This is a genomic window from Hyalangium sp. (genome assembly GCF_035629615.1).
Classification (GTDB): domain Bacteria; phylum Myxococcota; class Myxococcia; order Myxococcales; family Myxococcaceae; genus Hyalangium.
Genome location: NZ_DASPHO010000483.1, coordinates 1 through 13218 on the forward strand (window position 1 = coordinate 1; position 13218 = coordinate 13218).

Below are 13218 nucleotides of genomic sequence, written 5' to 3' on the forward strand. Positions count from 1 at the left end.
CTGGCCGAGTGCGGGACATCGTCAAGGATCTGCGCTCCTTCGCGCGCGCCGCGGACGATGAGCGGCAGCCGGTGGACCTTCACCGGGCCATCGAGAGCGCGCTGCGGCTCATGGGGCACGAGTTCCCCCACCGCGCCCGCCTCGAGAGGTCCCTGGCGCCTGTCCAGGCTGTCCTGGGGAGCGAGGCCCGCCTGGAACAGATCATCGTCCACCTGGTGAAGAACGCGCTCGAGGCGCTCCCCCAGCGGCAGGCCGAGCAGAACCTCATCCGCATCTCGACTCGGAGCCAGAAGGGGTGGATCTCCATCGAGGTGGAGGACAATGGCCAGGGCATGACGCCGGAGGTCCGGCAGCGCATCTTCGATCCCTTCTTCACCACGCGAAAGGACAAGGGGCGCACGGGCCTGGGGCTCTCCATCTCCTTGGCGCTCGCCCAGCTGATGGGGGGCTGGATCGATGTTCGCAGCACGCCAGGACAGGGGAGCACGTTTCAGCTGATGCTGCCGGTCCTCGTGGAGCCGGCCGCGAGCGGCACTGGCACGAGAGGGCAGGGCGGGTGACGGCTTCACAAGAGCAAGGTGGCTCCGCGGCAGGGGGGCGGCAGGCCTTCCTCTCGGCCCTCGTGGCCGGTTTCGTTCCCCTCTTGGGGCTCCCCGTGGTCTGGGGGCTCGCGGCGCTCGGGCGGAAGAGGGAGCCGAGCCCCCTCTATCAGCGCTGGTACCGGCGGCTCGTGGCGCTGGCGATCCTGGACACGGTGGTGGCCGCCGCCTTTTTCAGCATGACGCTGACGACCTGGCGGAACATGGGCAGGCCGCCGCCGCCCCTCGCTCCGCCCAAGGCGCTGGGCGCCGTCGTGGACCCGAACCACCCGGGACCCGGGCTCCGGTTCCTCCAGGTGGATGAGCGGGGCCCGGCGGCGGCGGCGGGCCTGCAGGGGGGCGACGTCGTGCTTCATGCCCAGGGGCAGCCTGTCGACAGCATCCAGGCGTTGCGCGACGTGCTCCAGGCCGCGCCTGCGGGAGGAACGGTTCAGCTGGAAGTGGCGCGTGAGGGGGCACGGCGAGAGGTGGGCGTCGTGCCGGTGGAGGCGTCCTCCCTCGCTCCGCCTGCTCGGGGCTTGTTCGAGCCTCAGCCGTCTGGGGAGCCCGTGCTCGCCCGGGACGTGTGGAGAGGCGGGCTCGGCACGGTGCTGGCGGCGGTGGCCCTGCTCGTGCTCTGGGCCGTGGGCCGGCGACGGGGGGCCGACGCGCGCCCGCTCTTCGTGTTGGGGGTGCTCGGGGTCTCGGGGCTCGGCGCTCTGGCGACGTCCAGGGGACTGGCCGCGCTGCTCGGCGGACCCTCCCGGGGCACAGCGCTGCTCACGGTGTCCGTGAATGCCCTGCTGCTCCTCCTCGTGGCGGCGGTGCTCGTGAGGCGCGGCGCTCCCGAGGCCCCGTCACCGGAGGCCCGGGGGTGGCTCGGGATCTACTTCGCGAGCCTGGGGCTCCTCGTCACCCTGGGGATGCGCACCTTGATATTGATGTCCTGGTTCTCCCAGGTGTTCGCCGCCTCCCCTGAGCAGAGCCAGCACCCGATGATGGAGATGGCCCGCCAGGGGCCGCTGGGCGCGGCAGGCTGGGTGCTGCTCGCGGTCCCGGTCGTGCTGCTCGCTCCGGTGGGCGAGGAGCTGCTGTTCCGTGGGGTGCTCTTGCCCTGGCTGAGCGGGTGGATGGGGCACGTGGCGGCGCTGACCGTGAGCGCCGGCGTCTTCGCGTCGCTCCACCTCTTCTATGGAGTCTTCACCGGGTGGATCCTCTTCCTGGGGCTCTTGCTGGGCTGGGCGCGGCTGGCCAGCGGGGGGCTGCGCGCACCCATCCTCCTGCACGTCACCATCAACGGCACCGCACTGCTGATGCTGGCCCGGAGCCTCACGGGCTGAGCACGATACGGGAGCTGCAAAACCCGCCCGGGCTTCTCAGCGTCGGGTGAGCGTGCCGGTAAAGCCGAGGGGCAAGGCCACGTTGGCCAGCATCATGCGGACCTCCTCGGGCGCTGACAGCTGGAGGCGATAGCGGGTGCACATCAAGTGGCACAACAGCATCAGCTGCGCGGTGCCCAGGCCTGCTCCAATGCACGTGGTCGGGGCCCAGCCGAATGGGACGTAGCTGGCGCCGGAGCAGGGCCCATGGGGCGCGTCGGCCAGCCAGCGGTCGGGGTCGAAGGCGTCAGGGTCCTTCCAGTGCTCCGGGGCATGGTGGACGAGGTAGGGACTGACGTAATAGCGCTGGCCCGTCTTGAGGCTCGCCTGTTCGAGCTGGATGTCCGTGCGTGCGAGCCGGGTCATGAACATGGGGGGACCCCACATCCGCAGCGTCTCCTTGACGAAGCGGTGGGTCACCGGGGCAACGCGGGTGGGTGCGCTGTAGAAGTCCTCCAGCTTCAGCGGCGAGAGCTCGCGGGCCAGCCGCTGGGCCCACTCGGGCCTGCGAGTCAGCTCGTAGAGCAGGCAAGTGGCCGCGGCCCCCGGTGGACCAGCGATGGCCGTCAATACCGCGGTGACCGCGTCAACGGCCCGGTCCATGCCGAGCACCGGCAAGAGCTCGACGATCGGGTCGGCCAGGTCGAGCTGGCGCGGCCTGCGGCCGGTGGCACGGCCTCTCAGCTCGCGGCGCACTGCCGAGCCGGCGCCCACCTGAATCCAGATGGCGCGCAGCTCCTGCCAGAGTGTGTCACGCCCCGGTCCGATGGCCAGCAGCTGGGTGAGCTTGAGGGTCTGATCCCGCAGGACACGCGACACGTCAGTGGGCTTCAGGCCCGTCACCACCGTGGGCACCAGGGCCTGGCTACACACCTCTTGCGCCACCCAGACCCAGTCGAGGGGGCGGTCGAGCCGCTCCTCGAGCAGCTCGCTCATGCGGGCGGCGAGTCGCGCGACGGCCTCGGCATCCGACAGGCGGCGCAGCTGCGAGAGCCAGGCGGTGCGCACCTCCTTCCAGGAGACAGGACTCCCTCTGCGGCCCCGCAGCAGATCTGCGAGCTTGTCGGGCAGGGTGAGGTCGCTGAAGTTGAGCGCGTGGATCTTCTGGGCGGCCTCGGGATCGAACACGCCCAGCTCACCGTCGCGGACCCAGAGGACGCTCCCTTCCGCATGGCACCGCGTGCGCATCTCATGAACGAAGGGGGTTTCCTCGGGAGGGGTGGCCATACGTCCTTCGCCAGGAGCGGTGGGGCGCGGAGCTTGGCCGCGCCCCACCTGGGTGTCAGTTACATGCTGCGGTAGCCCCACCAGCCGTAGACGTTGTCCTTGCGCCGGATGGACAGCGCCGCCATCACGGCACGCATGATCTTCTTCACTCGAGTCACCTCCCTCCCTTTCCTGGTTGTCATACGGGTCAAAGCCGGGTTGGAACCCGGTGCAGGGTGAACCGGGGCGGAGCGAGCGCCGCGGTGACGCTGGGCCGGGTGTCATGAGGGGTGACGCTCAGCCGGTGGCCGTCCAGGAGGATCCGCAGGACGTCCTCGACCAGCTCCAGGGAGAGCACGGCCGCGGGACACGAGTGCGGACCCCACCCGAACGGGAGGAAGGCCTGGGGGCTCTTGAGGGTGGCCCACCGCTCGGGCTCGAAGCGGGCCGGCGCGTCCCAGTGCCGCGGGTGGCGCTGCACGGCGTAGGGACAGACGAGCACCTGGTCCTCGGGAGTGACGGGGACGCCAGCCACCTCGTGGCTCCTCGCAGGCCGGGAGACCAGCAGCCATGCCACTGGCCACAGTCGCAGCGCTTCTCGGACCACCCAGGCGGGCTCGGCGCGTGTGGGCGGATGCGTGCCCAGCAGGTAGACCGACCAACCGAGGACGAAGCCGAGCGAGCCCGCGACGGAGAACACGAACGACAGGAACACCTCCGCCAACTTCACCGCCGCTGTGCCGGGTTCCGCCCCAGTCACGACGACGTCGAGCAGATCCGTGGGCTCGCGGGTGCCCTGCTTTCGCCGGTGCTCAATCGCCTGGATCAGCTGGCGCTCCACGCGGAACCGGAACAGCGCGCGGGTGAAGCGGAAGGAGCGGAAGACGTGCTGCCGGGCCCCGGCGAGGACCGCGCGCTGGATGACTTCCTCCACCGTCTGACGCAGCCGCACCGGGCTGTCGGGCGCGAGCAGCGCGTGCGCGAGGTGCCGGTACATGAGCCAGTTGCCCGCATCAGGCCACTCACGGGCCGGTATCAGGGCCTGCCGCACCGTCTCCTCCAGCCCGCTCGCGTGCGCATCAAGGTAGGCGCGCAGCAGCGTCCGGGATGCACGGCTGATGCGCACCTGGGCCTCGCGCGGGCCGAACGCGCCTCGCCGGGAGTAGAAGAAGTCGGCGTGATCCTCGTACAGGCCCTCGCTGTTGGACAGGACGGCCTTGGAAGCCGCCGGCTCTGAGAGGCACAGCTGCCGGCCCGGCAGCCAGAGGGAGTCGCCGGCGGCGGGGAACGCCTGGTCGAGAAACAGGAGCGGGTCCTTCGCGAACTCGACGGTTGGCTCTCGCCCATCCTTGCGCCCTGCCATTGCCTCGCTCGCTCCCACGGCCTGCGCGCCGACGATACACCGCGACTTCCAAAGCCTGCCAGGTAACATCCGCCGCATGACCCGACGCATTCGGACCCTGCTCACCGCGCTGCCCATCACGGCGGCGCTGGTTGCTCCCCCCGCCCTCGCGTGTACCAGCATGCTGGTCTCCAAGGGGGCCACCACGGATGGTGCGACCTTCATCACCTACAGTGCGGACTCGCACGAGCTCTACGGGGAGCTGTACTACACCCCCGCGCGGCGCCATGCGTCCGGGGCCCAGCGCGACATCTACGAGTGGGACACGGGGAAGTTCCTCGGGCGGATCCCCGAGGCGCCCGTCACCTACTCGGTGGTGGGCAACATGAACGAGCACCAGCTCTCCATCGGCGAGTCCACCTTCTCGGGCCGCAAGGAGCTGGCGGCACCGAACGGCGTCCTCGACTACGGCTCGCTCATCTACATCGCCCTGGAGCGCTCGAAGACGGCGCGCGAGGCCATCCAGGTCATGACGCGCCTGGTGGCCGAGCATGGCTACGCCTCCACCGGCGAGTCCTTCTCCATCGCCGACCCGAAGGAGGTGTGGCTGCTGGAGCTGATCGGCAAGGGCGAGGGGAAGAAGGGCGCGGTGTGGGTGGCCCGCCGGCTGCCAGAGGGGTACGTCTCCGCGCACGCCAACCAGGCGCGCATCCGCCAGTTCCCGCTGAACGAGCCGGCCACCACGCTCTACTCGCCCGACGTCATCTCCTTCGCCCGCGAGAAGGGCTGGTACTCCGGCGTGGACAAGGACTTCAGCTTCGCGGACGCGTACAACCCGCTCGACTTCGAGGCGCAGCGGTTCTCCGAGGCACGGGTGTGGAGCATCTTCCGGCGCGCGGCCCCCTCGCTGAAGCTGGGCGCGGAGTACGCGGATGGCTCGGCCCCCGACAAGCGCCTGCCGCTGTGGGTGAAGCCGGACCAGAAGCTGTCCGTGCAGGCCGCCATGGCGCTGATGCGAGACCACTTTGATGGCACCCCGCTGGACATGTCGAAGGACGTGGGGGCCGGGCCGTACGGGGCGCCCTATCGCTGGCGGCCACTGACGTGGGAGGTGGACGGGAAGAAGTACCTCAACGAGCGCGCCATCTCCACGCAGCAGACGGGCTTCTCCTTCGTCGCGCAGATGCGCGAGTGGATGCCGGCGCCCGTCGGCGGAGTGCTCTGGTTCGGCGTGGATGACACGGCGATGACGGTGTACACGCCCATGTACGCGGGCATTCGCCAGGTGCCGCGGAACTTCTCCCAGGGGCTGGGCAGCCGCGGCACGTTCTCCTGGGACTCGTCCTTCTGGGTGTTCAACTGGGTGTCCAACCAGGCCTACGCGCGCTGGAGCGACATGTCGGTGGACGTCCGGAAGGAGCAGGGAGCACTGGAGGGCCAGTTCCTCGCGGATCAGTCCGACATCGAGAAGCGGGCCCTGGAGCAGTACAAGCGCAGCCCCGAGGAGGCGCGCACCTACCTCACGGAGTACTCGGTGCAGCAGGGCGAGAAGGTCCACTCCCGCTGGCGCCGGCTGGGCGAGCAGCTCCTCGTGAAGTACATCGACGGCAACGTCCGGGACGAGCAGGGCAAGGTGAACCACCCCAAGTACCCGGAGAACTGGTACCGGCACATCGCCCGGGACACCGGCAAGCGGCTGGCGCTGCCCCCCGAGCCCGAGCCGAAGCCGGCCGCCGCTGCTCCGGCCCCGAAGCCCGAGCCCAAGCCCGAGCCCAAGCCCGGGCAGAAGCCGACGGTCGCTCCGCCTCCGTGAGCCCTCTCGCCCAGTGAGCCAGACGCTCGGACAGACCACGCCAGGGCGCGATCTCAAGCGCCGCTTCTTCTACCTGGGCCTCGCCATGCTCGCGGGGCTGTTCCTCCTGGTCATCCAGCTGTACCGGCTGCAGATCACCCGGGGCGAGGAGTACGCCGCCAAGAGCGTGGCGAACTTCGTGAAAGAGGTCCGGCTGCGCGCGGATCGCGGGGTGATCAAGGACCGCCGCGGCACCATCCTGGTGGACAGCCGCCCCTCCTTCGATGCCTTCATCACTCCGGCCTTCTGTCTGGACTGCTCGGAGAAGGTGCTGCCCAGGCTCGCGGAGCTGCTGAGCTGGGACGAGGCACAGCGGCTCAAGGTGGACGCGGCGGTGAAGGCCGGCAGGCGCAGCGGGCCCTTCCAGGCGGTGCCGGTGAAGATCGATCTCGACCGCGACGAGTACGATCGGCTCAACGCGCGCCCAGACTTGCTCGACGGGGTGGACGTGGTGCCTGTGCCGCACCGCAACTACCGCGCGGGCACGGTGCTCAGCCACGTGCTGGGCTACATGAACGAGATCACCCCGGAGGAGCTCGAGAGGCTCAACAGCGATGGGGCGCGCTACGCGCTCGGGGACTACGTGGGGCGCCGCGGCCTGGAGCGCTACTACGAGGCGAAGCTGCGCGGCGTGGATGGGGTGCGCAAGGAGGTGGTGAACGCGCGCGGACGGACCCTCGACGAGCTCAGCGGCATGCTGGGGGCGGACGCGGTGACGCCGCCCACTCCGGGGGCCAACCTCGTGCTCAGCCTGGACATGCGCCTGCAGGAGGAGGCGGAGCGGGCCTTCCCGGGCGTCGCGGGTGGGGTGGTGGCCATCGACGTGAAGACGGGCTTCGTCCGCGCGCTGGTGAGCCGTCCCGGCTTCGACCCCAACCTGCTCACCGGCCGCATCACCCCGGCGCAGCTGGCTGCCCTCACGGGCGATCCGATGCAGCCGATGATCAACCGGGTGGCCGCCGAGCACTACCCGCCAGGCTCGATCTTCAAGGTGGTGACCGCGCTGGCTGCCTACAAGTCGGGGGCGTTCAGCCCCGGCACCGTGGTGAACTGCCCGGGTGGCTACAAGCTGGGCTCGCGCGTCTGGCGCTGCCACCTGGACCGCGGCCATGGACCGCGCAACGGCATCCAGGCCATGCAGTCCTCCTGCGACGTCTGGTTCTACAAGGTCGCGGACACCCTGGGGCTGGACGCCATCGCGGAGATGGGCCACGCGCTGGGCCTGGGGCAGCCCACCGGCGTGGGGGTGATGGCAGAGGTGCCCGGGATCATGCCCTCCACCGAGTACCATGACCGAGTTACCCCCGGCGGCTACTTCAAGGGGCTGGCGCTCAACAGCTCCATCGGGCAGGGCGACGACAACGTCACTGTGATGCAGATGGCGCTGCTGTATGCGGCCATCGCCAACGGCGGTGCCCTGCTCAAGCCGCAGCTGGTAGAGCGGCTGGAGGACCCGGACGGCCAGCTGCTCGAGCGGTTCGAGCCACAGGTGGTCCGCCAGGTGAGCGTCCCCGAGGCACACTGGCGCGCGGTCATCGAGGGAATGGTGGCCACGGTGAACCAGGTGGGCGGGACTGCCTACACCTCACGTCTCAAGGACATCCAGGTCGCGGGCAAGACGGGCACCGCCCAGGTGGCCCGCATTGGCGCAGTGCGCCGCAAGATCCAGCAGATGGACTTCTTCACGCGCCACCATGCCTGGTTCGCCGGGTTCGCACCCGCTGAGGCCCCCGAGATCGCCGTCGTCGTCCTCAACGAGCACGGGGGCAGCGGTGGCACGGATGCGGCCCCTACGGGCATGGCCCTCATCCAGAAGTACTTCGACCTGAAGAAGGAGGACGAGACCTCGCCCGCGCCCCGCCTGAACCAGCCCTACACCCCGCCTGCTCCCTTGGCGCCCGGAGCAGCGGAGACGCGCATCCAGGACCTTGCTCGACCCCACTGAGGCCTGGATTACGCGGGGAACCCCATTCTTGGTAGCGTAGGGGCCCGCGCCAGCCACGAGGCCTTGCCCCCTACGCAGAGGATGCATGCATGTCGAACCCGAAGAACCCGAGCGGTGGTCTTCTCCCCGAGCCCCCCGAGCTCGGGGCGGAGCGTGAGCGGCTGCTGCCGGAGCTCGATAAGGCGGCCAAGTCCACCTCGGGAACCACGCAGGTGGTGCTGCGCAAGCTGAATGAGGTGCTGGTGCACATGCGGCCCGGCGTCCCGGTGGACTTCCAGCTCTACGCGGACGCCAAGGTGGCGATCGAGCGATTCGCCAAGGATCCCGTCCTGCCGGTGCCCCCCGTCCTCATGCAGACCATCGAGTTCATGCAGAAGCGTGCAGTGGCGATGGGGTACACCGGGAAGATGCAGCTTCCCAAGGGCGCGCCACCGCCTCCTCCGGGCATGGTGAGCTCCGTGGCGGGCAGCGCCTCTGCGTCGGCCGGGGCCGCCAGCGCCGGTGGAGCCAAGGGCAGTCGCACCATGACCGGTGAGATCAAGGTCGGTGGAGCGCCAAGCGGTGGAGCCAAGGCCGGTGGAGCGCCAAGCGGTGGAGCCAAGGCCGGTGGAGCCAAGGCCGGTGGAGCCAAGGATGGCTTCGAGGGCCGGCCCAGGACCATGAGCTCGGTGGACCTCAATCCGGTGAGCGGACAGCCGGTGGCCGCGAAGCAGGGCAAGGCGGACTCGCAGACCGACGCCTCCACGAGCAAGCTGAAGAACCTCGGCGTTGGCAACCTGAAAGGCTGACGCTAGGCCTGCGTCGCCGCGAGCTCCGCATCCTTGGCCTTCGCTCGAATCACCGCGGGACGGGCGCTGAAGCGATCGATGTAGGCCTTGATCTCGGGGAGCTCCGGCACGAGCTTGAACCCGGTGGTCCAGGTCAGCGCCGTGCCCCACAGCACATCGGCCGCCGTGAAGGTCTCGCCGAGGATCCAAGGGCCCTTGGCGAGCTGCTGCCTCACCGTCTTGAGCACCGTCTCGTAGTCGCCGTAGGGCGAGGTTCCGGGAGGGGCAGGATCGCGCTTCATCGAGCGATCCACCATCGCCGGCTCGAAGCAGGAGCCATAGAACACCATCCAGCGCAGATAGGGCCCCCGCAGCGGGTCGCCGACGGCCGGAGACATCCCGGCCTCCGGGTAGAGCTCGGCCAGATACATGTAGACGGCGGCCTGCTCGGTCACCAGCGCGTCTGCGTGCTTGATGGCCGGCACCTTGCCCATCGGGTTGATCGCCAGGTACTCCGGCTTGTGTGAGTCTCCGGCCTTCAGGTTGAGCACATGCAGCTCGAAGTCGGCGTTGAGCTCCTCGAGGAGGATGCGGACGCCCGCAGCGCGGGAGTTGGGAGCGTGGAAGAAGACGACGCGGCGGCTTGAGGTCATGGAGGCTCCCTAGGACATCATGAGAGGGACTGTCTACCCGAGCATCTCGGTCAGGAGGCGCGCGACGGTCTTCGCGTCCGCCTGGCCCTGGGTGGCGCGCATGACCTGCCCCGTGAAGAACCCGGACAGGCCCTTCTTCCCACCCCGGTACTCCGCGACCTTCGCGGGGTTGGCGTCCAGCACGCCCTGAATGGCGGCGCGGAGCTGCTTCTCGTCGCTGACGACGCGCAGGCCCTTGCGCTCCACGATGCTCGCGGGCGCCTCGCCGGACGCCTGCGCCTCCGCCAGCACGTCCTTGGCGATGCGGACGCTGATGCTGCCCTCCGCGACCAGCGCCACGAGCGCCGCGAGCTCCTTCACGCCCACGCGGTTGGTGCCCTGGTGGATGGGCGTGGCGAGATCGTTCACGACCCAGGGCGCGAGCTCTGAGAGCCGCGTGTCTCCCGCCCCCTCCAGGTACGCAGCGAGCTGCGGCTCGCGGGCGAGCAGGTGCGCGTCATTCTCGGTGACGCCGTGCTTGAGCAGGCGCGCGTGGACAGCCTCCTGCTCGCTCGAGAGCGCCGGACGGACGGGAGCCGCCGCATCCGCCTTCTTCTCGGGCCTCTGCTTGCTCTCCGCCTTCGGCTCCGCGACGTCCGCCTTCCGGGCCCAGGTGTCCTTCAGCGTGATGATGCGGTTGAACACGGGCGCGTCGTCGCGGCTGTCCACCGGGTCCCGCCAGAAGTACCCGGTGCGCTCGAACTGGTAGCGGGCGCTGGCGGGATCTTTCGTGACGCTCGGCTCCACCCGCCCGCGTGTCACCACCAGGCTCTGCGGGTTCACGAAGCGCATGAAGTCCGTGTTGAGCGGCTGCGCGTCGTCCTCGTGGCCGGGCTGCTCCGGGTCGAACTGCTGGGCCTCGCTGTCGGGCTCCGGCACGGTGAAGAGCCTGTCAAACAGGCGGAACTCGGCGCTCACGCCGCGTGTGGCGCTCACCCAGTGGATGACACCGCCCGCCTTCGCCTCCTCGCCGAGCAGCGTGACGCGCAGCTCGGCCGGCTCGCCGTCCGCCCCTTTGAGGACCTCGTCACAGCGGATGATGCCCGCGCCGCGGAGCCGTACCGTCCCGCCCGGGGTGAGCCGCTTGAAGCCCTTCGGCGGGTCCGCGCTGAAGTCATCGCGCTCGATGACGAGCTCTCGCGTGAGCGGCACCTCGCGGACCGCCTTCTCGGGCGCCACACGCTCACCGGACGGGAGCGCCACCTGCGCGTGGGCGCCCTCGCCGATCGCCTCCTGCGGCCAGTACGGGAGGCTCAGCATGCGCTCCTGATCCAGGTTCTGGATCGTGACCTTCAGCGGGCGCGTCACCGCCATCACGCGGGGCGCGCGGACGTTCAGGTCTTCGCGGACGGCGTTCTCGAAGATGGCCAGGTCCACGGTGCGGTTCGTGCGGCTCACGCCGATCTGCGAGGCGAACGCCCGCACGGCCTCGGGCGTCACGCCGCGGCGGCGCATGGCGCTGAGGGTCGGCATGCGCGGGTCATCCCAGCCGCGCACGACGCCCTCGCGCACCAGCCGGCGCAGCTTGCGCTTGCTGACGACCGTGTACTCCATGCTGCGCCGCCCGAACTCGTACTGGCGCGGCGGCGTCCGGCCCGTCTCCTGGGCGGAGAACAGGTGATCCATCAGCCAGTCGTAGATGGCGCGGTTGTCGATGAACTCGAGGCTGCACATGCTGTGCGTGATGCCCTCGATGGCGTCGCTGATGGGATGCGCGAAGTCGTACATCGGGTAGATGCACCACGTGTCCCCGGTCCGGTAGTGGGGCACGTGGACGATGCGGTAGAGCACCGGGTCGCGCAGCTTGAAGTTCGGGCTCGCCAGGTCGATCTTGGCTCGAAGCGCGTGCTCGCCGTTCTTGAACTTCCCAGCGCGCATCTGGCGGAAGAGCTCCAGGTTCTCCTCGATGCCGCGGTTGCGGTATGGGCTGGACGTGCCGGGCTGCTCCACGGTGCCGCGCAGGCGGGCCATCTCCTCCGCGCTGACGCTCTCCACATAGGCCAGGCCCTTGCGGATGAGCTGCTCTGCGTACCCATAGAGCTGCTCGTAGTAGTCCGAGGCGTAGAACAGGTGGCGGGTGTCCCACCCCACCCACTGCATGTCGCGGATGATGCTGTCCGCGTACTCATGCGTCTCCCCCTCGGGGTTGGTGTCATCCATGCGCAGGTGGCAGATGCCGCCGTAGTCCTGCGCCGTCATGAAGTCCAGGTAGCTGGCAAACGCGTGCCCCAGGTGCGCGTAGCCGTTGGGCTCCGGTGGGAAGCGCGTGACGACGCGGGTGTGCCGGCCCGCTCTCAGGTCCGCGTCAATCACCTCGGTGATGAAGTTGGGGCTCACACGGCGCGCCTCTGGCGAGGGAATCAGGTCCGCTGGCGACTTGCTCATGCGGCCATCCTACAGTCCCCCACGGGTTTCAAAACGTGAGAGTGGCTCCCCGGCGGTAGCAGGTTCGCGCTCCAGGCAGAGGACTGGAGCGCTTCGCATGCCACCCCTCCGGGCATCCCAGATTCCAGGCCAGAGTCTTGGGATTTCAAGGGCTTGGGCGAGCGTCTGACGGCCTGGGAGCGGAGAGGTGCACTCCATGTGTCCTCGCCTGGGAACTGCGGAGGGCTCTGGCGCCCGGCGCTGGCACCGGGTAGGGAGCTTGTTACACATGGAGCAGTGAGGTGCCTGTGAACGACAATGCCGTGCTGAGTGTGAAGCCCCTGGGGTTCCCCTGGTCGCCGCCTGATCCCTTCCTCTTCTGCGCCTACCACAACGACGCGTACCCGAAGGGGAACGAGCAGATGGGGCCTGCTGCGTCGCTGGCCGGTCGGCGGATCGGGCAGGACTTTGAGGGCAAAGACGGCTGGCGCATGTACCACGGGAGAACGATCCCTGGCTTCCCGCACCACCCGCACCGGGGGTTCGAGACGGTGACGGTCATGCGGCGCGGCCTCGTCGATCACTCGGACTCGCTGGGTGCCACCGCCCGCTTCGGCGGAGGGGACGTCCAATGGCTGACGGCGGGCAGGGGCATCTGCCACGCCGAGGTGTTCCCGCTGCTCAACCGGGACGGTCCGAACCCGCTCGAGCTGTTCCAGATCTGGCTCAATCTGCCCGCCGCGAACAAGATGGTGGAGCCCCACTTCTCGATGATGTGGAGCCACCAGATCCCGCGGCACACCGCGAAGGACGCGGCCGGAAGATCCACGGAGATCACGCTGATCGCGGGGCAGCTGGCCGGGGTGCAGGCGCCGCCACCACCGCCGCCGAAGTCGTGGGCGTCCCGCCCCGAGTCGGATGTGGCCATCTGGACGATCACGATGGCGCCCGAGGCGCGGTGGACCTTGCCGCGCGCCGCGGCGGGCTCGAACCGGACGCTGTACTTCTTCAGCGGCAGCTCGCTGCGTGTCGGGGAGCGCTCGATCCCCTCCTCGATGATGGCGGTGACGCTTCGCCCCGACGTGGACGTGGA

10 protein-coding genes are annotated in these 13218 nt (G+C 69.5%); 6 read left to right on the top strand and 4 right to left on the bottom strand.

All coding sequences use genetic code 11. The annotated features are described in order from the left end of the window. Positions 1–560, top strand: a 560-nt coding sequence (locus tag VD972_RS24750; protein ID WP_324991019.1) for a HAMP domain-containing sensor histidine kinase, incomplete at its 5' end; no start/stop codon positions are given. Further along, a complete protein-coding gene (locus tag VD972_RS24755) occupies positions 557–1918 on the top strand; it encodes a type II CAAX prenyl endopeptidase Rce1 family protein (protein WP_324991021.1) in 1362 nt (453 codons plus the stop codon). The genes VD972_RS24750 and VD972_RS24755, both read left to right, overlap by 4 nt. Positions 1919–1954: 36 nt before the next feature. Here VD972_RS24755 and VD972_RS24760 read toward each other — a convergent pair whose 3' ends face one another. Together VD972_RS24760 and VD972_RS24765 are read right to left on the bottom strand one after the other, a co-directional pair. Continuing rightward, positions 1955–3184 (bottom strand): cytochrome P450, encoded by a 1230-nt coding sequence (locus tag VD972_RS24760; protein WP_324991023.1) that lies wholly within the window; start codon positions 3182–3184, stop codon positions 1955–1957. 187 nt (positions 3185–3371) lie between these two features. Then, positions 3372–4526 (bottom strand): cytochrome P450, encoded by a 1155-nt coding sequence (locus VD972_RS24765; RefSeq protein ID WP_324991025.1) that lies wholly within the window; start codon positions 4524–4526, stop codon positions 3372–3374. 76 nt (positions 4527–4602) lie between these two features. On the opposite strand from VD972_RS24765, the gene VD972_RS24770 reads away from it, so the two are divergent. From VD972_RS24770 to VD972_RS24780, 3 genes are all read left to right on the top strand, one after another. After that, positions 4603–6318 carry a dipeptidase gene (locus VD972_RS24770; RefSeq protein WP_324991026.1) on the top strand — a complete coding sequence of 572 codons (1716 nt, stop codon included), beginning with the start codon at positions 4603–4605 and terminating at the stop codon, positions 6316–6318. Positions 6319–6331: 13 nt separating this feature from the next. Further along, positions 6332–8302, top strand: coding sequence for a penicillin-binding protein 2 (mrdA, locus tag VD972_RS24775; RefSeq protein ID WP_324991028.1), 1971 nt, complete (start codon positions 6332–6334; stop codon positions 8300–8302). Positions 8303–8391: 89 nt separating this feature from the next. Next, the gene (locus VD972_RS24780; RefSeq protein ID WP_324991030.1) at positions 8392–9090 is read left to right on the top strand and encodes a hypothetical protein; all 699 of its coding nucleotides are present in this window, start codon (positions 8392–8394) and stop codon (positions 9088–9090) included. 2 nt (positions 9091–9092) lie between these two features. On the opposite strand, the gene VD972_RS24785 is transcribed toward VD972_RS24780, so the two are convergent. Continuing rightward, on the bottom strand, positions 9093–9722 hold the full coding sequence (locus VD972_RS24785) for a glutathione S-transferase family protein (protein WP_324991032.1): 630 nt from the start codon (positions 9720–9722) through the stop codon (positions 9093–9095). A 33-nt stretch (positions 9723–9755) separates the two neighbouring features. After that, positions 9756–12146: a glutamine--tRNA ligase/YqeY domain fusion protein gene (locus VD972_RS24790; RefSeq protein ID WP_324991034.1), complete on the bottom strand. Its 2391-nt coding sequence runs from the start codon at positions 12144–12146 to the stop codon at positions 9756–9758. 281 nt (positions 12147–12427) lie between these two features. On the opposite strand from VD972_RS24790, the gene VD972_RS24795 reads away from it, so the two are divergent. Beyond that, the coding region (locus VD972_RS24795) for a pirin family protein (protein WP_324991036.1) at positions 12428–13218 on the top strand (791 nt) is incomplete at its 3' end.

Excerpts from the sequence above, each read along its gene's own strand:
- VD972_RS24790 (WP_324991034.1), bottom strand. The coding sequence starts at position 12,146 with ATGAGCAAGTCGCCAGCGGACCTGATTCCCTCGCCAGAGGCGCGCCGT.
- VD972_RS24765 (WP_324991025.1), bottom strand. The coding sequence starts at position 4,526 with ATGGCAGGGCGCAAGGATGGGCGAGAGCCAACCGTCGAGTTCGCGAAG.
- VD972_RS24770 (WP_324991026.1), top strand. The coding sequence starts at position 4,603 with ATGACCCGACGCATTCGGACCCTGCTCACCGCGCTGCCCATCACGGCG.
- VD972_RS24760 (WP_324991023.1), bottom strand. The coding sequence starts at position 3,184 with ATGGCCACCCCTCCCGAGGAAACCCCCTTCGTTCATGAGATGCGCACG.
- VD972_RS24785 (WP_324991032.1), bottom strand. The coding sequence starts at position 9,722 with ATGACCTCAAGCCGCCGCGTCGTCTTCTTCCACGCTCCCAACTCCCGC.
- VD972_RS24780 (WP_324991030.1), top strand. The coding sequence starts at position 8,392 with ATGTCGAACCCGAAGAACCCGAGCGGTGGTCTTCTCCCCGAGCCCCCC.